This window comes from Paenibacillus anaericanus, from assembly GCF_003994475.1.
In the GTDB taxonomy this organism is placed as follows: domain Bacteria; phylum Bacillota; class Bacilli; order Paenibacillales; family Paenibacillaceae; genus Fontibacillus; species Fontibacillus anaericanus.
The window spans coordinates 133,051-156,305 of record NZ_RZNY01000015.1 but is presented as its reverse complement, the minus strand read 5'-3'; the positions used below and the strand labels follow the sequence as shown (position 1 = coordinate 156,305).

At 37.8% G+C, this 23,255-nt stretch carries 24 protein-coding genes; all 24 read left to right on the top strand.

Going from position 1 to position 23,255, the window contains the following annotated elements:
* Positions 1-542: 542 nt before the first annotated feature.
* Entirely contained in the window at positions 543-2,366 is a 1,824-nt protein-coding gene (locus EJP82_RS18155) for a non-ribosomal peptide synthetase (protein ID WP_127193485.1), read from the top strand.
* A 16-nt stretch (positions 2,367-2,382) separates the two neighbouring features.
* Positions 2,383-3,699 carry a glycosyltransferase family 4 protein gene (locus EJP82_RS18150; RefSeq protein ID WP_127193484.1) on the top strand — a complete coding sequence of 439 codons (1,317 nt, stop codon included), beginning with the start codon at positions 2,383-2,385 and terminating at the stop codon, positions 3,697-3,699.
* 4 nt (positions 3,700-3,703) lie between these two features.
* Entirely contained in the window at positions 3,704-9,217 is a 5,514-nt protein-coding gene (locus EJP82_RS18145; RefSeq protein WP_127193483.1) for a non-ribosomal peptide synthetase/MFS transporter, read from the top strand.
* Between the two features lie 296 nt (positions 9,218-9,513).
* Entirely contained in the window at positions 9,514-10,413 is a 900-nt protein-coding gene (locus EJP82_RS18140; RefSeq protein ID WP_246054243.1) for a hypothetical protein, read from the top strand.
* 63 nt (positions 10,414-10,476) lie between these two features.
* Complete coding sequence (locus EJP82_RS18135; RefSeq protein ID WP_127193482.1) at positions 10,477-10,806, top strand: hypothetical protein; 330 nt, start codon at positions 10,477-10,479, stop codon at positions 10,804-10,806.
* Positions 10,807-10,823: 17 nt separating this feature from the next.
* The gene (locus tag EJP82_RS18130; protein WP_127193481.1) at positions 10,824-11,294 is read left to right on the top strand and encodes a hypothetical protein; all 471 of its coding nucleotides are present in this window, start codon (positions 10,824-10,826) and stop codon (positions 11,292-11,294) included.
* Positions 11,295-11,354: 60 nt separating this feature from the next.
* Entirely contained in the window at positions 11,355-12,140 is a 786-nt protein-coding gene (locus tag EJP82_RS18125; protein WP_127193480.1) for a PP2C family serine/threonine-protein phosphatase, read from the top strand.
* Positions 12,141-12,245: 105 nt separating this feature from the next.
* Entirely contained in the window at positions 12,246-12,893 is a 648-nt protein-coding gene (locus EJP82_RS18120; RefSeq protein WP_127193479.1) for a DUF2625 family protein, read from the top strand.
* A 17-nt stretch (positions 12,894-12,910) separates the two neighbouring features.
* The gene (locus tag EJP82_RS18115) at positions 12,911-13,474 is read left to right on the top strand and encodes a GNAT family N-acetyltransferase (protein WP_127193478.1); all 564 of its coding nucleotides are present in this window, start codon (positions 12,911-12,913) and stop codon (positions 13,472-13,474) included.
* A 145-nt stretch (positions 13,475-13,619) separates the two neighbouring features.
* Entirely contained in the window at positions 13,620-14,153 is a 534-nt protein-coding gene (locus EJP82_RS18110) for a hypothetical protein (RefSeq protein WP_127193477.1), read from the top strand.
* A gap of 82 nt (positions 14,154-14,235) precedes the next feature.
* Positions 14,236-14,658 carry a DUF3997 domain-containing protein gene (locus tag EJP82_RS18105; RefSeq protein ID WP_127193476.1) on the top strand — a complete coding sequence of 141 codons (423 nt, stop codon included), beginning with the start codon at positions 14,236-14,238 and terminating at the stop codon, positions 14,656-14,658.
* 180 nt (positions 14,659-14,838) lie between these two features.
* Complete coding sequence (locus EJP82_RS18100) at positions 14,839-15,270, top strand: hypothetical protein (RefSeq protein ID WP_127193475.1); 432 nt, start codon at positions 14,839-14,841, stop codon at positions 15,268-15,270.
* A 64-nt stretch (positions 15,271-15,334) separates the two neighbouring features.
* Positions 15,335-15,550, top strand: coding sequence for a hypothetical protein (locus EJP82_RS18095; RefSeq protein WP_127193474.1), 216 nt, complete (start codon positions 15,335-15,337; stop codon positions 15,548-15,550).
* Between the two features lie 34 nt (positions 15,551-15,584).
* Positions 15,585-16,511, top strand: a complete 927-nt coding sequence (locus tag EJP82_RS18090) for a phosphotransferase (RefSeq protein WP_127193473.1) — start codon at positions 15,585-15,587, stop codon at positions 16,509-16,511.
* A gap of 181 nt (positions 16,512-16,692) precedes the next feature.
* Entirely contained in the window at positions 16,693-17,691 is a 999-nt protein-coding gene (locus EJP82_RS18085; RefSeq protein ID WP_127193497.1) for an NADP-dependent oxidoreductase, read from the top strand.
* Positions 17,692-18,090: 399 nt separating this feature from the next.
* Positions 18,091-18,615 (top strand): GNAT family N-acetyltransferase, encoded by a 525-nt coding sequence (locus EJP82_RS18080; protein ID WP_127193472.1) that lies wholly within the window; start codon positions 18,091-18,093, stop codon positions 18,613-18,615.
* 78 nt (positions 18,616-18,693) lie between these two features.
* A complete protein-coding gene (locus tag EJP82_RS18075) occupies positions 18,694-19,011 on the top strand; it encodes a hypothetical protein (protein ID WP_127193471.1) in 318 nt (105 codons plus the stop codon).
* Between the two features lie 121 nt (positions 19,012-19,132).
* Positions 19,133-19,798, top strand: a complete 666-nt coding sequence (locus tag EJP82_RS18070; protein WP_127193470.1) for a Type 1 glutamine amidotransferase-like domain-containing protein — start codon at positions 19,133-19,135, stop codon at positions 19,796-19,798.
* 204 nt (positions 19,799-20,002) lie between these two features.
* Positions 20,003-20,260: a hypothetical protein gene (locus tag EJP82_RS18065; RefSeq protein ID WP_127193469.1), complete on the top strand. Its 258-nt coding sequence runs from the start codon at positions 20,003-20,005 to the stop codon at positions 20,258-20,260.
* 29 nt (positions 20,261-20,289) lie between these two features.
* Positions 20,290-20,610, top strand: coding sequence for a hypothetical protein (locus tag EJP82_RS18060; RefSeq protein WP_127193468.1), 321 nt, complete (start codon positions 20,290-20,292; stop codon positions 20,608-20,610).
* A gap of 116 nt (positions 20,611-20,726) precedes the next feature.
* Positions 20,727-21,317, top strand: coding sequence for a histidine phosphatase family protein (locus EJP82_RS18055; protein ID WP_127193467.1), 591 nt, complete (start codon positions 20,727-20,729; stop codon positions 21,315-21,317).
* Between the two features lie 201 nt (positions 21,318-21,518).
* Positions 21,519-21,938, top strand: a complete 420-nt coding sequence (locus EJP82_RS18050) for a GNAT family N-acetyltransferase (RefSeq protein WP_127193466.1) — start codon at positions 21,519-21,521, stop codon at positions 21,936-21,938.
* A gap of 174 nt (positions 21,939-22,112) precedes the next feature.
* A complete protein-coding gene (locus tag EJP82_RS18045; RefSeq protein WP_127193465.1) occupies positions 22,113-22,676 on the top strand; it encodes a hypothetical protein in 564 nt (187 codons plus the stop codon).
* A gap of 56 nt (positions 22,677-22,732) precedes the next feature.
* Positions 22,733-23,212, top strand: a complete 480-nt coding sequence (locus tag EJP82_RS18040) for a GNAT family N-acetyltransferase (RefSeq protein ID WP_127193464.1) — start codon at positions 22,733-22,735, stop codon at positions 23,210-23,212.
* Positions 23,213-23,255: the final 43 nt, after the last annotated feature.

Genomic DNA, 23,255 nt, shown 5'->3' with positions numbered 1-23,255 from the left:
GTACTTCAGTTTTATTAATGTCTACTTGACAGGGGTAAGATCACTCAACCGGCGTCAGCTTGTTTAGCTTTCTTTGGGGCCGATCCTGGTTATAAAAACGAATGAATTCTACCGAGTCAAATAAAAGGTAGAAAAGGAAAAAAATATAACTTCAATTAACTTATTATAAATTTTATATGATACTATAATAAAAGAAAAATATTACATAATTATACAACTAGGAGAGTAGATATTTTGTGAGCATTCCAAACAAACGATCGCACTAAAAAGGGAGGAGGTATTTTAATGAAGTCATGGCATTCAGCAACGTGTTCATAGCTAGCATAATGACAAACACTAATATAATTCCGGTTAAAATATAGCTGTGTATATAGAAAATCGCTTCGAACAAAATAGAAAATTGTATTGAAACTGCAACTAGAATTTATTTAAGTTAGGAGAAATATAGTCACTTGTGCTAACGTTTGCACAAAAGTCGATATTGTTGCATTTCTTATCAAGTCTGTTTAGTTGGCAAAAAACTTTGGGGAGGAAGGAAAATAATGAACAACAATTTCAAAACGATCTACGAATGTTTTCAAGATAGGGTCAATCAAAGCCCTGATTCAAGCTGTATCGAATACGGCGAAACTGTTTTGACTTATAGAACAATCAATGAAAGGGCAAACCAACTTGCCCATTATTTAAAGAGAAATAGCGCAGGTGCGGAATCACTCATAGGTATTTTCCAAGAACGTTCACCGCAACTTATTATTTCGATTCTTGCTGTATTGAAGTCAGGTGCAGCCTATGTGCCGATCTCAACAGCCTATCCTGATGAACGAATCGCGTACATTGTGAGTGAAGCGAACTTCATGATGATTCTAACAGGCTCTTCCTATCTGCAGAAAATAACAACGATAACGGATACGAATTCAACGTCATCGGTAAAATTGCTTGATATGGATAAAGAGTGGTCGCACATTTCTATAGAGTCTAGCGACAATATGCCTAGTCACAATTCGCCTAACGATCTTGCTTACATCATCTATACTTCAGGTTCTACAGGTACGCCTAAAGGCGTCATGATCGAACATAGAGGAATTCCTAATCTTGTTCAGGAGCAAATTCACAAGTTTCAATTGAACGACCATGACAGAGTGCTTCAATATGCTTCCATTTCCTTCGATGCTTCGGTCTCAGAAATTTTTACAACGTTTGTTGCCGGGGCAACACTTGTTCTAGTACCTGAAGATAGCTCATCTATTGGCGAAGGACTTCACCAAATTCTGAAGGAGAAACGGATTTCCGTAGTCACACTAGTGCCTTCTGTTTTGAATGGATTGCCGCATGAAGAGCTTCCTGATCTGAAGACATTGGTTACTGCAGGTGAAGCCTGCACGAAGAAACTGATTCATTATTGGGCGCCAAGGCTGAATTTCTTGAATGCATATGGTCCAACTGAAACGACGGTCTGTGCCACGATACATGCATGTGATGCAACTGATGAAATGATTTCATTAGGTGCTCCTATTGCCGGAACTGCTGTTTACCTTTTAAATAACCAGTTGCAGCCTATAGCAAATGGTGAGACAGGTATGCTCTACATCTCAAGTAAGGGGCTGGCACGGGGATACTTCAATGAGCCAGAACTGACAGAGAGGCATTTTATAGATAACCCCTTCAACGAGGGTATTAGCGATAAACTGTATCGCACGGGGGATATCTGTCTGCAGGCAGCAGATGGCGTAATCGAATGGATCGGTAGAGACGATCTTCAAGTGAAGGTATCCGGAATTCGCATTGAGTTAGGTGAGCTTGAATACGCGTTACGTGAATACGTAGATATTCAGGAGGCCGTGGTTACTTATAATTTTGAGCAAAATACGATAGGCGCTTATATGAGATCGGCCACTACGATTAAGCCAAACATTAGCCAAATCCGAAACTATCTATTAACCAAGTTCCCCAGTTATATGGTTCCGACTCGATTCCTATTTGTTGACGAGTTTGTGCTGTTGACTAGCGGTAAAATTGACCGTAATAATCTCCCCCCTATGGAGGAGGTTAGACCAAATATTGAGGTTGCGTATGTGGAACCAAGCACGCATTTGGAGAAAGAACTTTCGCAAATATGGAGTGAGGTCTTGAAGCTCGATAAGGTGGGCATTCATGATAACTTTTTCGAATTAGGCGGACAATCGTTAATGGCTACACAGATCGTATCACGTATCCGTTCTGTTCTCGGTATGGAAGTGCCGTTGCATATTATTTTTAGTGCCAAGCCGACCATAGAGCAGACGGCAGTAACGCTAGAAAAATATCAACTGGAACAGATGGATTCAAGTGAGCTTGAATTGTTGTTAGCCGAGTTAGAGAACGAATAGTTGAGGAGGAGCTCACATGAAGGTACTTCTGGTTCAGTCCATGGAATATCTGTATCCTTGGGGCGGCGCGCACAAAGCAAATCGAATATTGATGGAGGGACTGGCAGATAGAGGGCATGAATGTCGGGTGATTACGCCCTCGTTAGGCATTGTTGGTTATGAAGATTTTCTTGCAGAAAAAATTAGGAACAATGATTTCGAGATACTCGAGGATCAACCGGATGAGTTATTCGTTATCCGTAGGAAAGGGGTTAAAGCCTACACGGTTAAGAGGATGTTCCAAGTGTTCCCGTTTATCAAGAAAATTATTGATGAGTTCAATCCGGATATTACAATCGTATCTGAGGACAATACTCACTTACTACTTGAGACGGTATTGGAGACCCAAACGAGAACGGTGTTCTTCGCACATAGCCAGGCTACACTCCCCTTCGGTCCGGAATGCTTTCAAGAAGATCACTCCAAGATTGAGTTGTATAAGAAGCTTGATGGCATCATCTCCGTCAGTGAGTACTTGAAGGGTTACTTTCTCTCCCATGCAGGTCTAGATTCGGAGGTCATTTACTTTCCATCTTATGGTCCAGGACCATTTCAATATTTGGCAGATTTCAACAATAAATATATAACGGTTATTAATCCTTCGGCTATTAAGGGGCTCTCGATCTTCATCGGATTGGCGCGGCAAATGCCCCACCTGCAATTCGCGGCCGTTCCCACCTGGGCTACAACGGATGAAGAGATTGAGGAGATGAGATGTGTACCCAACATTACAATCATGAAGCCTGCTGAGAATATTAACGATATCTATAAACAGACTAAAGTGTTTCTTATGCCTTCGCTTTGGGGTGAATCATTCGGACAAGTCGTTGTTGAGGCTATGCTGCGCGGTATACCGGTCATTGCAAGCCATGTAGGCGGTATACCGGAGGCTAAGCTACACCTGGACCATATCCTACCTGTCAATCCCATTAAACAATATAGCAATGAAAAGGTACTTACCAGTTCCATTCCTGTCCCCGTCATTCCAGAGCAGAATGTGGAACCGTGGATCGAAGCCTTGAACAAACTGACCTCGGATGAAGAGCATTATCACAGTCTATCGCAAGCCTCCTACCAGAAATCTACTACCTTTCACGCTAAATTAAGCATTGCAGCCTTCGAGACCTACTTTCAACAAGTAATCAACACAGCGGAACAGCCTCAAGGCGATCTACCCTCTGACCCTGTCAACCTAACCGCAGTTCGCGATAAGAATAACCTATTAGAGCGGATTAATACGCTTTCTCCCGAGAAGCGTAAGCAGTTATTAGCAAATCTCCAGGAAAGAAGGTAAGGATTTGAGTGAACTATTAGATCGGATTAGCAAGCTCCCGCCAGAGAAGCGTCAGCAATTGTTAGATAAAATCAAAGATAAGACCACTCGGAAGCCATTGCCGAATCGAACTATTTCCCCATTACAGCGAGATAGTCATACACATGAGTTTCCGTTATCTTTCTCCCAGCAACGACTCTGGTTTATGTATCAATGGGAGCCGGATAGCCCATCGTATAATATACCTTGTGTATTCAGAATTCCAGTGGAATTAAATATTGCCTTATTAGAGCAATCCCTCAATGTACTCGTGGAGAGACATGAAATTTTACGTACGACATATAAAATGGTGCAGGAGGAAGAGACGGTTCAGGTTATACATCCATTCTCACCCCTAAGCTTGCAGGTATTCGATCTCAGTAGTCTATCTGAGAAGGACAAGAAGCGTCAGATGGAGACCCTTATTAAACAGAAATCGATGATACCGTTTAAGCTTGAGAATGAACTACCGATTAAGGCGCATTTGCTGACCCTGAATTCACAGGAACACTATTTATTCCTGAATATTCATCATATTGCTTGTGATGGTTGGTCACTCGGTATCATCATGAGTGAAATACAGCAGTCTTATAAGGCGCTCAGGCATAATCTACCCTTAGAACTGCCACCGATATCCATTCAATATGCCGACTATGCTGCTTGGCAAAGAAGCTTCATGGTTGATGAGGTGCTGAACTATCATCAGAGCTATTGGTTCGATAAATTTCAAGGGGAGTTACCGGTGCTCGAGCTACCTGTCGATAAACCGCGGCCACCCGTGAAGAGCTCTAACGGATCACATATCATACAACCCTTGTCCGAAGGTTTCTATCATCGACTGCAACAATGGTGCAAAGAAGAAGATGTGACAGTTTATATGATGACACTCACTGCCTATGCTATATTACTGTATCGCTATACAGGTCAGACCGATATCATTATCGGATCTCCCGTTGCTAATCGAAGTCGGGAAGAAATCGAGCGAAATGTTGGTTTTTTTGTAAACACGCTTCCCATTCGAGTTCATCTAAGCGAGACATCAACGTTCAGGGAAATGGTTAAGCAAATCAAACACATTGCCCTGGAAGCGCAAGAACATCAAGATTTCCCGTTAGATAAGTTAATCGAGCTGCTTCCGATGGAAAGAGATTTGAGTCATAGCCCTCTTTTTCAGGTCATGTTTATCTTACAGAACATGCATGTGGGATGGAATGATGACTCGGAAGAGTTTCCCTTACAGTTCGACAGTTCTACACATACGAACAGCTCTAAATTTGATATGACCTTCTCCGTTAATGCACATAATGTAGAAGTGGAGTATAGTACTGATTTATTTCATGAAGCTACGATGAAGAGGATGCTGGGACACTACTTCAATCTGCTAGATCACGCATGTTCCGATCCTGATCAGGTTATCGCTGGTATTAACCTAATGTCAGTAGAAGAGAAACAGCATTTACTTGTTGAGGGGAATAAGACGGATGCAGATTATGACAGTGAATTTCACCTTGTACAGCGTATAGAGGCGGAAGCCGACAAGTCACCTCATCATCCTGCTCTTATTTTTGAAGGTGTTACCTACACCTACGGTGATATGAATAAGTGCGCTAACCGTCTGGCTCATTATTTACTTTCCCAAGGGATCGGACCCGAACAGGTGGTTGGCATTTTTATTGAACGGTCTGCTGAGTATGTTATCGCTATGCTAGCTGTATTGAAAGCTGGAGGCGCGTATGTGCCACTCGATCCTTCCTATCCTAAGGAACGTTTGACTTACATGATTAAACAGTCGGGTATGCAGATCCTTCTTACGCAGAGCAAGCTATCGGGGGATATTCAGTTTGAGCAGATTGACGTTGCTGTCGTCGAGGTTGATCAAGCTAATCAGAGACTACTGTTAGAACAGCTTAGTGACGATAATCCAGTGTTGCACACGGAATCCGCCAATCTCATGTATATTGTGTTCACCTCAGGTACGACTGGCACTCCCAAGGGGGTTGCCGTTGAACTTCAGCAATTCCACAACTATATTCAGGGACTGATCAAGCATCTAAGTATTCAGGAGCCATTAAGTTATGCTATGGCATCAACCTTTGCCGCAGATCTCGGTACAACCAATGTGTTCGGAGCTTTATGTACCGGAGGAACACTACATGTCTTATCCTATGATCTGTCCTGTGATCCTGATGGCGTTGCTGAGTATTTCAGGACCAATCGAATTGATGTGATGAAGGTTGTGCCGAGTCATTTTGAAGTGATGATGGAAGCCGCTCAACCTGAACTCGTGATTCCGCATAAGATACTAATTCTAGCAGGTGAAGGCTTAAGTTGGGAGACCGTTCGGAAGATCAATAGACTGCGACCAGATGTGATGATTGAGAATCATTATGGACCCACGGAAACGACCGTATCGGCTTTCGCTTATCCGATCAAGGGCGATTTGCATGCACATCCCTTCAACACAGTGCCGATTGGGTATCCCTTTGGAAATGTACAACTTTATATTCTAGATACTTACCTTCAACCTATTCCTATAGGTGTACCTGGTGAATTATTTATTGGCGGGGCTGGTGTAGCAAGGGGTTATTTCGGAAATCAAGAGCTTACCGATACAAGATTCGTTCTGAATCCTTTTGTAGAGGATGAAGGTGCGCGGTTGTACAGAACTGGTGATCGTGTTCGCTATATGCCCAATGGTGCCGTTGAAATATTAGGACGGATGGATCGTCAGATCAAGATACGTGGTTTTCGAATTGAGCTTGGGGAGATTGAATCTGTCATTACTTCATTCCCTTTCGTAACAGATGCTGTGGTCTTATTGAAGGATGTGGGTAACCAGGAGAAGAAAATTGTTGCTTATGCTGTGTTCGACCTAGCTGAACAGGTGGGAAATCCGCAGGTTGGGCTGAGGAAGAAGCTAAAAGATAAATTGCCAGAGTATATGATCCCAACCCATATCATCCCAATGGATTCTCTTCCGTTAAACCCGAATGGTAAGGTAGACATAAGCCTGCTGGCAGCTATGGAAATAGCTGTGAAGGTGGCAGATCCTAACGGCGCACAGCCACAAACGGCTACTGAAATTAGAATTTGGGAAGTATGGAAAGTCATACTGGGCGTTGAAATGATCGGAGTGGATGACAACTTTTTCGAATTGGGCGGAGACTCCTTCAAAGCGCTGAAGGTTGTAAGGCGATTAGGCGATTGGATTAGTATTATGGACTTTTTTAAACAACCAACTATTCGTTCCTTGGCGGAGTACATCGATCAGGGGAAGGCATCGGATCATCATTTGCTCCACAAATTAACAACACACCCCGCACAGACTGCAGCAGATATGTCATTGGTGTGTATCCCCTACGCAGGGGGAAGTGCGATTACGTATCAACCACTGGCTGCTCAAATGCCCAGTCATATCGATTTGTATGCGATTGATCTTCCAGGTCATGATTACAGTCGTAAGGATGAAGCGTTACTTCCGATCGAGGAAGTTGCATATTTGTGTGTAGAACAGATCAAACAGATGATCAAGGGACCGGTTGCTCTATACGGTCACTGTGTGGGTGGAGCCTTAACGATTGAGATCGCAAGACAGTTGGATAATGAGAATTATCCGTTGAAGAGTGTCTTTCTGGGGGGCACTTTCCCGATCGCCCGAATTCCGGGGCGTTTCTTCGATTTCTATTCCAAGCTTTTCCCATCTGACCGTAGCATGTCCAATAAATCGTATCATGCATTCCTGAAGGCATTGGGCGGATTTACGGAAGTGGAAGATCAGGATGAGCGAGATTTCATGATACGTTGCTTGCGACATGATGCACGAGAGAGCGAGAATTACTATACTTCTGCTTATGCGGATCATCAATTGACGAAGTTAAGTTGTCCGATTACATGCATCATTGGGGAGAAGGACAAGGCAACCGAGCTTTATGAGGAACGGTACAAGGAATGGGAATATTTCAGTGAGCAGATTGATCTCGTCGTGATCCCTCAATCAGGTCATTACTTTATTAAGCATCAGGCGGATCAATTGAGTGGGTGGATCAGTGATATTGTTAAAGTCAAAGATAATTTGGCTAACGGCATTGAGGAGTTGACCCCGCCGCAAAAACGAGTTGCTGTTCCGAATTTAAGAATGTTCTTTACCGTTATATTGGGGCAATTAATGTCGATCTTAGGCTCAGGACTAACTGGTATTGCTATTGGCGTGTGGGTATTCTCACAAACGGGGTCCGTGGCGGATTTTGCGGCTATCTCTTCCGCATCATTAATTCCAGGTATACTTATTTTGCCTATTGCAGGTGCTATCGTTGACCGATATAACCGACGGCTAGTCATGTTATTCAGTGATGTGATGATGGCCATACCTATTATTGTACTTGCGATACTCATGGCTACGAATTCGCTTGAAGTATGGCACATTTACGTAACATCAGCTGTTGGTTCCATCGCCCGTTCTTTTCATAGACCTGCATTCATGGCGGCTATTGCGCAAATTATTCCGAAGCAATATTTGGGCCATGCTAATGGTCTTGTTCAGTTAGCTACTTCGACCAGTGAGATGATTGCACCCCTTATAGGTGTAGCGCTGTATACTATGATCGGTATGACTAACATATTTATACTCGATTTCTTTAGCTTTCTGATCGCTATCACTACACTGGCTATCGTAAGATTCCCGAATACATTATTCCATCGAAGAGTGGAATCATTCGCTAAGGAAGTGCTAATGGGATGGAAATTTATTATTAGAAGACCGGGTATGCTCTATATGATTGCGTTTTTCTTTGTAGGGAATGTTCTGTTCGGTTTGGCGACTGTACTCGTTCAACCCCTTATTCTTTCATTCGGGTCTGCGAGAGATCTTGCAACGGTTACGATGACAGGTTCCATTGGAGCCATGGTAGGCGGACTCTTGATGAGTATCTGGGGTGGTACGAAACGTATGGCAACAGGTATGGTTGGTTTTGTTATTCTAGAAGGGCTGTCAATGATTGTTGCTGGACTACGCCCTGATGTCTTCGTTACTGCCGTAGGGATCTTCGGCATCTGGTTCTCCGTTACACTCGTGAACACGCACTGGCAATCTCTCATCCAGTCCAAAGTTGGATTGGAACTTCAAGGACGGGTATTGGCCACCAATCAGATGATTGCTATGTCTAGTATGCCGATTGGCTATTTAATAGCTGGGCTACTCGCTGATTCGGTATTCGGTACAGCGATGAATCAAGGGGGCGTGCTTGCAAATACGCTTGGACCTATTCTAGGTGTGGGTCCCGGACGGGGGATTGGCGTATTGATCATCTGCGTAGGGGTTCTAGTGATGATCTGGTCGATCATTGGATTTAATTTCAAGCCATTACGTCATATGGAGGACCACTTAGATGATGCCGTTCCCGATGCAATCATGGGTGATATAGATTCCTTGCAGGAAAGACTTGATAATCACGTTAAGGAGAAAGTTAACTCAAGTAGCAATAATAACACGCTTAACGTGTAGATTTAGAGTTGGAGAAATTGACTACACAGGGATGGGATGAGATGGTCAGTCGACGCACTTGAAGAGCAATATCATGAAGAAGTTACAGAATTTATTTAGAAGGAACTGACAGCTGATAACAATTCACGCTGCAGGGCTATCGCCCCTTTGTTGTCAGATGTATAATCATGGAATAAACTCTGACAACAAACGCCCCAGCCTAAGATAAGAGTTATCTAAGGCTAGGGCGTTTCGTGAATACATAAACAATATATGAAATTAATGCAAAGACAATAGATGCATAAGGAGCAGATGATATGATTCTTGAACCAACCATACAGGAAATTAATGAGCTATTTCAATCACATCAAATTAACGATGAAATTGTTGGAGTTCAAAGGTTGTCCGGCACAACATCAGGGCTTGTATTAAGATTAGAATCAACTCAAGATAATAAGTATATTTTGAAATTTGATGATCCAAGTCAAATTCAATTAGTTCAAAAGTTGCTGGAAACTTATCAGAACTCAGAGTTATTACCAAAGATCCTATTAACAGCACAAGACAGTTCATATTTTGTCTATACATTTATTGACGGTACGACTCATTTTAATCGTGGATTGAAAAAGAGCTGGTTAACACTTCTAGTTAAAAATTTATTCAATAAATATGTGCATTATCAAGAAAATGATATTTGGGGGAGAATTGAATACCCCCGAAAGACCTGGAAAGAATTTAATCAAATAAGTATTGAGGAAGCTAGAATAAATATAGGAAATATTTTGCCGCTAGATGACTATAACTTCGTAAATTCAAAAGCGAAAAAAATATTCGATAATGATATAGACCAAGGTGAAAAGTTTTTATTGCATGGTGATACAGGGGTCCATAATTTTGTATATAATCAATCCACTCTAATCGGTGTAATCGATCCTTCGCCAATGGTGGGACCAATAATTTATGATTTTCTTTATGCGTTCTGTTCTTCACCGGATGATATTAATATTGAAACTTTATTTTCTTCCTTTGAATTTCTTGAACAAGGACATATAGAAAAGTCAAGATTGATAGAAGAAGCACTTATACATTTATATTGCCGAATTGGCCTTAGTGTAAAGCATCATCCTGATGATTTGCCCGAATATCTAAAAGCATGGAATGAATGGAAACAATTATGTGAGCGTGAAGGACAATGGAGGATCTATACGATTGACTAATCGACTACAGAGGTAAAAGCATAAGATCATAAGCACATAAGAACATTAATAAGCGGAGGATACATGAGCAATAATTCCTTTAACATTAATTCCATAAGATTAGATATTAAAGATAATCAAAGTCCTGGATTTTATTTAAGAACACACGGTCGCGGAGGCTTTATATATTTTGTTGAGGCTGATTACGTCGTGCCTATAGCAATTGAAATGCCTGCTGTTAAGGAGTTTGACTTATTAATATTTGGAGAAACAGAACAGATTAAAGAAAAGTATTATTTAATGACTAATGAAACCATGGTTATAGATACTAAAGATAGATTTAGAATACAGGAATTATTAGTACAGTGGTTGAAATTTAAAGGATTGAAACATGACATTAAGATCGGGATATGAAGTGGAGGGATATTATTGTGCTCCATCCTGTTTTTATTGAAGGAGATTTAATCGATAAGTTTCGGGATCATCTTTTACAGTATCCTTATTATCACGTTATTCATGAAGGATTAACGGATTTAGGATGCTCGATTGAGAGATTTTCCAATATTGAGGCTGATGGGATCATAAATAGTTTTAAGAAATCTGATTTCCCGCTAGCTTGTCATTTGGGAAGTAAGAGTACTGAGAAATTTTTTGATTATCACATAGCATTAAGATATGGGAACGACAAGAAAGAAGTCTTTGTTTATGAATTAGTAGTCCGTGAGGAAAAAGAAAAAAATATTATTAATGGATTACTCATGGCATTTTATCTACTGACAATAAGCAGATATGGGATTGAGAAGATGCTAATTCCATATAATCTAACAAGTTTAGGGACTATTGATGATATTAATGTTGAATCTATAAGTAATAACTTAACATTACTAACACTTAAAAAATAATTACGCTAGATATCGATGAATCGTTCGTAGATACAAGAACGTAAGGAAGGGGGAGTCTTAATGCAGTATGAGTGGATAGGAAGCAAGCAACCATTTCTAGATCAAATTTCCCTAAAGTCATTAGGAGCAATTCATATTGGTTGCTTTGGTGGCAGTAAGAGCAATGGAGCTTTCAAAAATGAAGATGCCCTATTTTTAATGCAAGAAGATGGGTCTTGGATATTTACCTGCCTATTAGATGCCCATAATAGTGCAGAAAGTGCAGAGATTATTATTGAACTTTTAAAGAATAATAGTAATCAAATACATAAGATTTGTAGTTCGGAGACTGCTTTTAGTGATATTGAACCTTACATCTTAAGTTTGTTTGTTGAAGACAATTTTAAAAGTCGATGCAAGGATATTACAGGTGAAACTTCTTGTCTGATTTGTTATCAATCTGGTGCGTATTTATGGTGGTTTTCGATTGGGGATTGTATGGCTTATTTGTTTCATCCAGATTTAGCAAAGTTTAATCAATATGGACTTAATCAAAGACAGTTTTTTGAATGGGTCGGGCAAGTTAATACATTTGATTTATCAGTACCTTGCTACACTTCTGGTAGGAGACAACTGAGATATGGTTCGAATTATATAGTATTAGCAACAGATGGAGTATTAGAGTATGGAGATGGATATTATCAATCATCACATAATCTGTATAATTCATTTGTAAAAGGAGATAGAATTGATCAAAATCTACATACGATTTTAGATAATATTATGAAAGATCGAGTTAGGGATAGCGCTTCAGTTGTTTGCTGGGAAGTAATAAATAAGCAGCAAGGTTTGTTTCCTTCAGATTAATCGAAAAGAGCATGAAACATTGACAGACCAGTTATATCTACATACCTCAACAACCTATATAGATGAACATAAAGAAGTGTAATTTTTAAATAAGGAGTAGAATTTGTGAGAGATCTTTCAGAACTTATCTTTGAAGATAACGCATGGGCGATGATTCAAGATTGGATTCGTGATTCACAAGCAAAGATACATATACTTGAGAATACAAGAGCTGAAGGTGAAGAAGCGCTTGTTCATTTACAAATCACTAATAAATCTACTATGGGAGCCATTGCTCTAGAGTGTGGAGGCTTAGTTGTTGACCATGGTTGGTTGTACATACTTGGTTCGGGGCACCCAGAGATTTTTGGCTCTCTAATTAATAACAAGCATCTATCACTTCTAGAAGAAGGATTTGTTGTGGCGTATGACGTAGTAGGAGGAATCTTTGCTATTAATACAGGGGGATTTGACAATAGTTCTCGTAATGTTTTTTATTTTGCGCCAGATACTTTGGAATGGGAAGACACAGGGAAAGGATATACTGATTTTATTTATTGGGTATTACATGGTGATCTGAATAAATATTACGAATCATTTAGATGGAGTAACTGGCTAGATGATGTAAATGTATTAACTAGTGATCAGGGGATATCTATATTTCCATATATGTGGACGACACAAGGCCAGGATATTGAAAATAGCTTTAAAAAAGCTATTTTTATTAAAGAAATATGGGGGATACAAAGTGATTTTAGAAGTACTATGATTTAGAGCCAGGGGGGAATTACATGCTTAGTTATAAAATCAATGACGATACTCAATTGAAACTTTTAGAATTACGTTATGCTGAAGAACTATATAAGTTAAGTGATAAGGATCGGGTATATCTACGAGAATGGTTACCTTGGGTTGATGCTACAAGTATTGAAAATATTAAGAATTTTATTCAATTTAACCTTAAGGCATTTGCAGATAATAATGGAATGAGTTTAGGGATCTTCTATAAAGATAAAATTGCAGGATGTATTGGTCTACATAACATTGATTGGGGAAATAGAAAGACATCGATTGGATATTGGCTTGGTAATGAATATCAAGGGCTTGGAATTATGACAAAAGCTTGTAAGTTACTAATTGATTATGCATTTAATGAATTAATGCTTAATAGAGTAGAGATTCGAGCAGCGGAATTTAATATGAAGAGTAGAGCAATACCCGAAAGATTGAAATTTATGAATGAAGGTAAAGTAAGACAGGCAGAATGGCTTTATGATCATTTTGTAGATCATGTTATATTCGGAATGTTGAAAGAGGATTGGAATAAACAACAATTGAATCCCAACGACAATTGATCAGTCCTAAGATAAGAGGTATTTAAGGCAGGGCATTTCGTGAATATCGAAACATTATTTTAAACTAGCTTAATAAGGAGAAGACAGGAATCCATGAACCATTTTTGATATTAATTATTGAAACTTGAAAAGGGTGGAAAGATCTATGGGAAACTCAATATCAATGCCTGAAAATCTTAGACACTTAGTTGATTCGATAAAAATGTCAAATGGATTAACTTCTGTATTTATTGAGGTGTTGACAATTAGTGGGTCGATTCTAGCTAAAGCAGATCGAGAAAAAGAAATAATAATATGGTTAGCTCAACAAGATCAATCTGTGGTAGGCATTGGAACAGTCGGTTTTGATATTGACGATATACCATGGACAACAGAAAATTTTGAAAGAGAGAAAGACTTCATGCTCAGAGCCATATCTAATGCTATAGGAGGATTAGGCTGGGAACGATTAAGTTATGAACCACGTAAAGATTGGGTTATTGGATGCTTAGAACAATTTAAGTTAATGATTGATATCTTTGATAAATCTAATATTAATATAAATAGTTACATAGAATGGTCTGAGATTGAAGAGGGTGACAATAACCCAACAATCCCCTTCGGCTATCCTAAATGTCAGAAACATAGTATTTACTTATCATGTCACGGATGTATTCTCTGTAATGATGAAAGTTATTAATAATATCTTTAAGATGCACTCCGGAGAAGTGTGAGTATGCAGAGAGCTCTGTAGACTGAATGGAGAGGAGTAGAAAAAGTGTATGTATAAAGTAATACTTTCAATAGCACTTTTCATTTTATTAATTGGATGCGCTGGAGTGGCTGATTATGATATTGATTTACCAGGAGATTATTCAGTCGTCAGATTATCAGGGCATCAAATTATTATTGCTCCTAAGCTTACAGATGATTCATGGGGATCCGCTGTTATTCCAACAGAAGTAGGTAGTGTTGGCTGGAATGATGATTTTATACTTGTAATGCAATATAGTATGATGAAAGATCCCAAAAGTTCAAACGGGTATGAAATTCCGGATAAATCAAAAATGAATTACTGGATTATTGATATACAACAAAATCAGATTATTGGTCCATTGAATCTTTTGGACTTTGAAGAAACTAAGACAAAATTAAAAATACCAGAAACTATAAAATTAATTGACCTAGCTAAGGTGAAAAAATAATAGTTCACTAAGGTCGATGATGTCAGTTATTTAAGCTAACTTATTGGTTATCATATCTATAATAATAGAATAAGCACAGACAACAAACGACCCAGTCTAAGATAAGAGTTATCTAAGGCTGGGTCGTTTCGTGAAAAGTTGAGTGTTATCAGAAATTCTGGGAAATTGGGAGTTGATACAATGAAGAAAGTGAGTACTTTGATATATCTCTACATATTATTCGTATTTGTTATAGCAGGATGCAATAATGCTGACACGGAGATTAAAGAAGTGAATCTACAAGGGCTCAACAACGATATCAAGACCTTTGTAGATAAAATTAAGAATAGTAACGGCTTATATTTATATTCACCAGTAGGTGACAAGCAATATCTAATAGTTAATTATTCGAATGTACTTCAAGGAGAAGAAGCAAAATTTCTTGATTCCATTAAAGCACAAATACTTGATCAAACCTTAATAATTAATTTTGAAGAACTAGGAACACATGATTACACTGATAAAAGATTAGAGAACATTAGAATCTTTAATTTGGGTAAAGTTCGAGAATATGAGAAGATCCAGATCTTTAAGAATGGAAAAGAGACTGAATTTGATTTAGTGGGCGGATAATGAGGGGTATGAACTTTGGTAACCTAGCACTCTTATAGAATATATGAAGTATTGGAGGTCAGTCATGGAAACACTCTTTTCTGGATATGGCATAGAAATAATCGAAAGAGATAAAAAACTTTTTATACAGTATGATGCTGGTGAAATAGTGGATCTAATGATAGAAGTCGAAGTAACAGAGGACGAATCAATAAAAGCACAGAAAAGTGACACAGATGCTTATGAAGTGATAATTAAATTACAAAATGAAAAAAGACCATATAATAAACTCAACTATTAAATGAAATAAGTAAACTTTCAGGAGAATTCAATATATGGATTATTGTAACCTTATTGAACTAATCAATCTTTCATATCGTATCGGTATTCAACACATTGAGCTTCATAGGGAAATGATAGGTAGAGTTTTTTTATTACATAATGAGGATAAACGCTATGTGTTAAAAGTATACCGCAGCAATAAAACGGATGACGCGTTGCAGACAGTTCGTATTCTTGATTATTTAAAAGCCAATAGTTATCCGGTTGTTTCCATTGTACAGACAGTTCAAGATGATAGCCACATCGTCCTCAATTGGCAGGATGATAATTGCATAGGCATAGTATATGAGTATATAGAAGGTGATACACCAGACGGTAAGATTGAAGCAGAATTGATTGGAGAACAAATAGGTTCACTACATCAATTAATGGAAAAATACCCTGACAAACTTATAAACAGAACAAAATTAGTGTACATCGATGACTATATTTCGATTATGCGAGAATTGGATTTTGATTCTGGTAAAGTAATAGAACTTGAACACTATGGAAATAAATTGTGGGAACGCATGCAAAGTCTTCCTAAAGGATTCTCTCACGGTGATCTTCATACAGGTAATATGATTACAAACCATAGCGGACAGTATGTTCTTTTTGATTTTGACGAAGCTTCTGGCGATTACCCGAGTATGGATGTGGCATACATGAGTGACGATACCAATTTCAATCTTTTTCATGACGCTGCTTACGATAGAACTATGCGTCTATATGAACGCTTTTATTCGGGTTATAGTAAAATACGCACATTAAGTGACAATGAGTTTTATGCTGTTTTCGATTTTATTGCAATAAGACATTATCAGATCATTTCAAGGATCGTTCGGTGCCAAGGTTTATCGAGCATTTCCAAAGACTTTTGCGATGAACAATATAATTGGCTCATAAGATGGAAGAATCTTTGTATGAAAAACAAAAACTAGGTTATTGATTGCATGTGCTTAGAGGGGGACGCTGACATCCGAAAACCCCGTATTCACGCTGCAAAGCCTAATATTATTAACATATCGATGAATTTATGGAACAAAAGTATTAGAAAATAAAGACGAAGTATGCTAACACGTATAGTTCTACGGATTACGTTTATAAAATGGAGGTTTCATGATGAAAGCAATGATAATTAAAAAATATGGGAAATATCCTCTTCAATTGGCAGACATTCCAACACCGGTAGTGGGTGATTATGATGTGTTGGCAGAAATCCATGCAGCAAGTATTAATCCTATCGATGTCAAAGTACGGGATGGCAAAGTTCGTATGCTGTTGAAATACGATATGCCGCTTGTTTTAGGAAATGATTTCTCAGGTATTGTCATCAAAGTAGGAAAAAAGGTTGAAAAATTTAAGATAGGTGATGAAATTTACGGCCGGCCAAGAAAGGATAGAATTGGAACCTTCGCTGAATATATTTCTATACATGAAGACGATATAGCCCTAAAGCCTCAAAATCTTTCCTTTGAGGAAGCTGCATCAATCCCATTGGTCGGGCTAACATCTTATCAAGCATTGCATGATATATTACAGATATCGGAGGGACAAAAGGTATTGATTCAAGCTGGATCGGGCGGCGTTGGTACTTTTGCAATTCAACTTGCCAAAGCGATGGGGATTTACGTTGCAACAACTACAAGCGATGCTGGAGTTGAATTGGTCAAGTCACTTGGAGCCGATCAAATTATCAATTATAAAAAAGAACAATTTGATAAGGTCTTACAAAATTATGATGGAGTATTCGATACAATTGGCGGAGAGACATTAGAAAAGGCTTTTAAAATAGTCAAACAAGGAGGACAAATTGTATCAGTTTCAGGGTTGCCCAATGCACGCTTCGGAGAAGAGTATGGGTCCGGGTTCATAAAAACAAATCTTTTTCGATTAATTACCCGGAAGCTGACAAAATTAGAGATGAAATATAATGTAAACTACAGCTTCCTGTTCATGAAACCAAACGGTAGACAGTTGGGCATAATTTCTGAGCTTATTGAAGCAGGAAAAATAAAGCCTGTTATTGATCTAATATTTCCTTTTGTAGAAGCTCAAAAAGCGATGGAGTATTCCGAATCGGGCAGGGCAAAAGGAAAGATCATATTAAAGATAAAGTGATAAGTAATTCGTAGAATGTCCCCGACATCTTATAACAACGTATTCACGTTGCGGGGCTATCGCCCCTTGGTTGTAATATGTATAATAATGGAATGATAACAGATGGCAAATAACCCAGCCTAAGATAAGAGATACCTAAGGCTGGGTTATTTCGTGGATAGCTAAACCTTAGGCGTAACTGCTAGAAGTAGGTAGTAGCTGATAAAGATCAAAAGGAGATATTATGACAATCAAACTTGTTGGAAAGTAGATCAAGGAGCATAATACTCCTGCGATATCTTTTTGGAGAATTCAAGATTTCAGTACAAAAGGATTGAACCAACATTGAGGGTAAATTTCATTAAAGTTAAAATGATAAAACCCAAAGAACTAATTATTATGAATATGGGGGGATGTCAAATGCAAGTAGAAACCCAAAGACTAATCATTCGTGACTTTAATATGGAAGACTGGGTAGATGTACATAAATACGCATCAAATCATGTGGTAACTGAACATATGATTTGGGGACCAAATAGCAAAGCTGAGACACAAGCATATGTAGAGGAGCAAATCACAAAACAACAATCAAGCGACCGAACCGATTTTGAGTTCGCAGTAATACTTAAAGAGGCAAATATTTTAATTGGTGGATGTGGAATTTATATCAAAGAAAATAATGCTGAGATAGGCTATTGTTTTAACCCCGAATGGTGGGGGAGTGGCTATGCTACAGAAGCTTCAAAAGCAATGTTAATGTTCGGATTTGAAAACTTCAAAGTACATAGAGTGTTTGCGACATGCCGCCCTGGAAATATAGGGTCAGCCAATGTCTTGAGAAGAATCGGTATGAAACAAGAAGGTCATCTAAGGGAACATATGTGGCACAAAGGGAAATTCCATGATTCTTATTTATTTTCAATATTAGAAGATGAGTATTACTGAAAAATATCAATAAATTTTAAGAGCTAGAAGAGGGCGATAAATTCAATTTAAATTTCATTTTTTAGGGAAGTGAATAAGTTGTTTAACTCAAAGGAACTAATACAAGAGAATCTAAATAAAATTATCAACAATTATAACTCAGAGATAGCTGGAAACGTCGAAGCTAAAATAACTTCTTTTAGTTGGAATGGGATGTTAAATGATTTCTTACTTGAATTCACTATTGGAAATACTAAATTAACTTTTCGAGTCAATAGTGAATTATGTAAAGAAAAAGGCTATAATTTCAATGATATGAATGTAATTGATCAATTTGAGAAAGAGATTCATTACTTGAAACGTGCTTATTATAGGGGGATTTACAGTAAAGATTATTTGCCCTTCGTTACATGGTAAATATAAAGAATGAGTAAAGACATCGCAGTGGAAGGAATTGGGTACATACTTAAGGAACATGAAGGAGAAAAAATCGTTAAGAATGTATGAATGTAAATAATACATATGGAGGTAATTACGTATGAAAACTCACTACTATCTCAGTTGGTTTAATGATTTTTTTCCAGAGAAGCTGGTCCAATGGTTGCATGAGGATATACAAGACAGAAAATCGCTTGTTATGATTAGCGCTGACCCGTCTGGTTATACAGGTGAGCAAATTAACTTTGATGATGTTTCTGAATGGACATGGTTGAATCAGGCTAATATTATTTTTGATGAATGTCATTTCATTGATTACCGCATGCAGAAGGAAGATGCCCGGCGATTAATTCAAAACGCTTCTGTCATTTTTTTATGTGGTGGATATCCTGTTTTGCAGAACGATTTTTTGGCTGAATATGAATTATCGGATGTTATTAAGAACAGCAATGCCGTTATAATGGGTGCCAGCGCCGGTGCGTTAAACATGGCTGCAAAATGGTTAAGCTTGAATAACACTGATGAAGTTGAAACAAGTACTATTTATGATGGTATTGGCTTTGATCATTTTGCCTATGAATCTCATTCTCAACGCGACTACGCCACGTTTGTTCAAGGTTACCTGTTCCCCTTGTCTGAAGAGATTGATGTTTACGCGGCAGAACAGGAGAGCGCTATACGTGTAAAGGACGGCAAAATAGAAATAATGGGTCCTTTATATTTAATTTCCCGCTCAAAGATTCAGAAATTGGTTGAGACGCTCTAATTAGGGTGAGTGGCTCTGACCTAACGGAATTAACTGTATTTAAACAGATGCAATCTTAATATCCCCAGGACTTATTGTTGGGCAGAAATGATAAATTGTTTAGACCGCCTTCAATGGCGGTTTTTCTATTGAATATACTTAAGAATATTGCTAAGGAAAGTGGTATGGTTGAAAGCAAATGATTGAAATTTAGAGGAGGTCAAGATGGATAGTTTTGGATTAGTGTGTTTAATCGCTCTAACACTATTAGTTATTGCAATCTTTTATGCATTTGTATTTTTGGACTTTATCAATCCAAGTGCTCTGCAAGTTCAACTATTAGGTGTACATATTTTACTATTCGGAGTGATTATTTTATTGGCATTTGAAGGTTCTTCTGGATATGGATTTACCTTTGGGTTAATTGGGCTTATTACAGGGATTTTCGGTTCATTTAGAGAACCCAAAGAGTCCAAAGATTGAAAGTTGATTAAATTGTAAGGAGGGCTCCCATGCAAGATAGAGTTTCATTACTAATAGTTTTATCAACTCTACGGTTACATAAGGAAATAACCAGGCCTAACAAGCAAGAAATAGTCAATTATACTCTATCAGAATTTATAAATAATATATCTGAAGAAACAATCGAGAGTAGTCTTAATCAATTAATAGGTAAGGGAATTATCAATTGCGTGGATGATATATTTGAAGTGCATCTCGGAGTCAGACATATATATGTTGAAATATTACAGTATGATGATACTAATGAGAACTTAGATGAAACTATTGCAATTCTTGATAAGAGAATAAAGGATATCGAAAAATTAGATTAAATAACATATTCGTAGAAGTCCCCGATATCATATAACATAGTATCTACGTAGATACGCAAACGTTAGATACAAGATCGGCAGTATCAAACCACAAAAAAAATGAAAGAGGAAATAGTATGACATGGATAGGACTTATAAGACATGGAGTGACTGATTGGAATTATGAACACAGAGCACAAGGACAAACTGATATACCTTTAAATGATGAGGGACGAAGACAAGCTGAATTACTATCTAGGAGAATGGAAAACGAAGACTGGGATTATATTTATTCAAGTGACTTATCAAGAGCACTTGAAACAGCTGAAATTATAGGGAGTCTTAAGAATATTGAAGTGAGAACTGATCAACGATTAAGAGAAATGAACTGCGGACTTATCGAGGGAACAACTGAACAAGACAGAGTTAATAAATGGGGATACGGATGGTCCAAACTAGATCTTGGCATAGAATCAAACGATGAGATAATGACAAGGGGAATGAAGTGTATTATGGACATTTCCGAAAGACATCCCGGCAAAAAAATATTGATAGTAAGTCATGGAGCACTGATTGGACTTACCTTAAAGAAACTAATTCCGCATATCGATACACAAGAACAGCTTCATAATACATCGGTGACAATTTTAAATAAAGACCAATTTAGATGGGATTGTGAACGATATAATTGTATTACTCACATTGAAAACGCTAAGCATAATGAATAGAAATCCAAAGAAGGCATTCCCGGTGCGAAAAAGTACAAATGTGATTGTATTCACACTACGCAGTACCATCCTTTAGTTGACAGAGGTATAATCATAGAAGACAACAAACGACCCAGCCTAAGATAAAAGCTATCTAGGGCTGGGTCGTTTTGTACAACTTTAGATGAACCCTGTGCATGATAATATTAAGGAGGCGATTTCATGGAAGTTGTGTTTAATGAATTTTGTATCAGTGATGACAAGACAAGAATTGATAAGGAAATCGTGATAGATTTTTTATCCCGAAGCTATTGGGCTAATAAAAGACCTAACGCTCGTACAATTAAAGCAATAGACAATTCTTATTGCCTAGGTGTTTACAAAGAAGCAAAACAAGTCGGTTTCGCGAGAGTTATTAGTGATGAGGCGACGTTTTTTTATATTTGTGATGTATTTGTTTTGGAGGAATGCAGAGGTAAGGGTATAGGAAAGAAGCTAGTTGAAATGATTGTAGACTCAGAAGAATTTGAAGGAATGATGGGTCTATTAGGGACATTGGATGCTCACGGGTTATATGAGAAACACGGATTTATTAAGGATCCAGATCGTTTTATGAAACGACCTCCCAAATGGAATGTATAAAATTAAAGCAATGGAAAATCAGAGAAGAGCTAACTTCGCTTAACATCGTATTTATGCATCAGGACTATCGCCCTTCGGTTATCAGTTGTATAATCGTGGAAGAAAACTAGGACAATAAATTATTGGCAGAGTTTTAATTAATTACATGAATTATTCGGATAGGTGTGAAATAAGTTGAATAAAAAACAGTTTAATTGGTTACTGATATCTTTAATTTTGTTATTTTCTATGGCCGCATGCAGTACTCCCGAAAAAAAAATCTCAACTAATCAAGAAAAAAAACTAGTAATCAATGATCAAGACATAACTAAAGGTGAAATTTATCTAGGAATGACATTCGATGATGTATTAGAAAAGATTCGGCTTTTAAATTTAGAACTATACTCCGAGGATACTGAGGAAGGAATAGAAAATTCTCGCACTGTTAACATGCTGGGCACGAATGAATATATTTTTAATTTCGATAAGTCTTTAAAATTAGTTTCAATAAGTACATTGGATACTTTAACAACTCCTAGTGGATTAGAACCGGGAAGTAGTATTGAAACAATGAAGCAAATTTACGGAAACAATACGGATACCGCCCAAGAAGGAGAATTCACCTTATACCGTTACAATAAAGGAGATTATAGTTTAGTATTTTATACGATGAATAGCAAAGTCTATTATTGGTCTATCTACCAAGATTGCAACTTTGAGATGATAGATAAAAATTTCTCATACTCTTGCAATAACTAGTAATAAAATATCAGCAATGGATAAGGAAAATCTAGGGATATTCTGGGGGTAAGAAAGTGGGAATTTCGATATTTAAATCTAGTCTCAGTGAAGCAACGATTATTCACGAAATGCAAATTAAAACCTTTATGCCGTTACTAAATAAATATCAAGACTTTGAAACTAGCCCTGCTAATGAATCTGTGGAACGAACAATAGATCGATTAAATCAATCATTTACGGATTATTACATTATTAAAAGTTCAAATCTTACCGTAGGCGCAATTAGAATTGTAAGGAAAGAGAACAAAAGATATCGTGTTGGCCCAATATTTATTTTGCCCGAACATCAAGGAAAAGGAATAGCTCAAAGAGTATTTTCGATTATCGAAGATATATATAACGATGCGGAATTTTGGGAGTTAGATTCGATAGTGCAAGAGTATGGAAATTGTGCTCTCTATGAAAAGTTAGGTTATCATAAGACCGGGGAGACCAAACAAATTAACAATAAAATGACAATTGCGTCTTATGAAAAAACCTTGAACAGCGTATAACAATTCGGAAGTTAATGAACTGATACATAATCAAAATTAATAA

Excerpts from the sequence above, each read along its gene's own strand:
- EJP82_RS18155 (WP_127193485.1), top strand. The coding sequence starts at position 543 with ATGAACAACAATTTCAAAACGATCTACGAATGTTTTCAAGATAGGGTC.
- EJP82_RS18065 (WP_127193469.1), top strand. The coding sequence starts at position 20,003 with ATGGATAGTTTTGGATTAGTGTGTTTAATCGCTCTAACACTATTAGTT.
- EJP82_RS18125 (WP_127193480.1), top strand. The coding sequence starts at position 11,355 with ATGCAGTATGAGTGGATAGGAAGCAAGCAACCATTTCTAGATCAAATT.
- EJP82_RS18085 (WP_127193497.1), top strand. The coding sequence starts at position 16,693 with ATGAAAGCAATGATAATTAAAAAATATGGGAAATATCCTCTTCAATTG.
- EJP82_RS18080 (WP_127193472.1), top strand. The coding sequence starts at position 18,091 with ATGCAAGTAGAAACCCAAAGACTAATCATTCGTGACTTTAATATGGAA.
- EJP82_RS18090 (WP_127193473.1), top strand. The coding sequence starts at position 15,585 with ATGGATTATTGTAACCTTATTGAACTAATCAATCTTTCATATCGTATC.
- EJP82_RS18105 (WP_127193476.1), top strand. The coding sequence starts at position 14,236 with ATGTATAAAGTAATACTTTCAATAGCACTTTTCATTTTATTAATTGGA.
- EJP82_RS18095 (WP_127193474.1), top strand. The coding sequence starts at position 15,335 with ATGGAAACACTCTTTTCTGGATATGGCATAGAAATAATCGAAAGAGAT.
- EJP82_RS18050 (WP_127193466.1), top strand. The coding sequence starts at position 21,519 with ATGGAAGTTGTGTTTAATGAATTTTGTATCAGTGATGACAAGACAAGA.
- EJP82_RS18135 (WP_127193482.1), top strand. The coding sequence starts at position 10,477 with ATGAGCAATAATTCCTTTAACATTAATTCCATAAGATTAGATATTAAA.
- EJP82_RS18140 (WP_246054243.1), top strand. The coding sequence starts at position 9,514 with ATGATTCTTGAACCAACCATACAGGAAATTAATGAGCTATTTCAATCA.
- EJP82_RS18115 (WP_127193478.1), top strand. The coding sequence starts at position 12,911 with ATGCTTAGTTATAAAATCAATGACGATACTCAATTGAAACTTTTAGAA.
- EJP82_RS18150 (WP_127193484.1), top strand. The coding sequence starts at position 2,383 with ATGAAGGTACTTCTGGTTCAGTCCATGGAATATCTGTATCCTTGGGGC.
- EJP82_RS18060 (WP_127193468.1), top strand. The coding sequence starts at position 20,290 with ATGCAAGATAGAGTTTCATTACTAATAGTTTTATCAACTCTACGGTTA.
- EJP82_RS18110 (WP_127193477.1), top strand. The coding sequence starts at position 13,620 with ATGGGAAACTCAATATCAATGCCTGAAAATCTTAGACACTTAGTTGAT.
- EJP82_RS18070 (WP_127193470.1), top strand. The coding sequence starts at position 19,133 with ATGAAAACTCACTACTATCTCAGTTGGTTTAATGATTTTTTTCCAGAG.
- EJP82_RS18055 (WP_127193467.1), top strand. The coding sequence starts at position 20,727 with ATGACATGGATAGGACTTATAAGACATGGAGTGACTGATTGGAATTAT.
- EJP82_RS18100 (WP_127193475.1), top strand. The coding sequence starts at position 14,839 with ATGAAGAAAGTGAGTACTTTGATATATCTCTACATATTATTCGTATTT.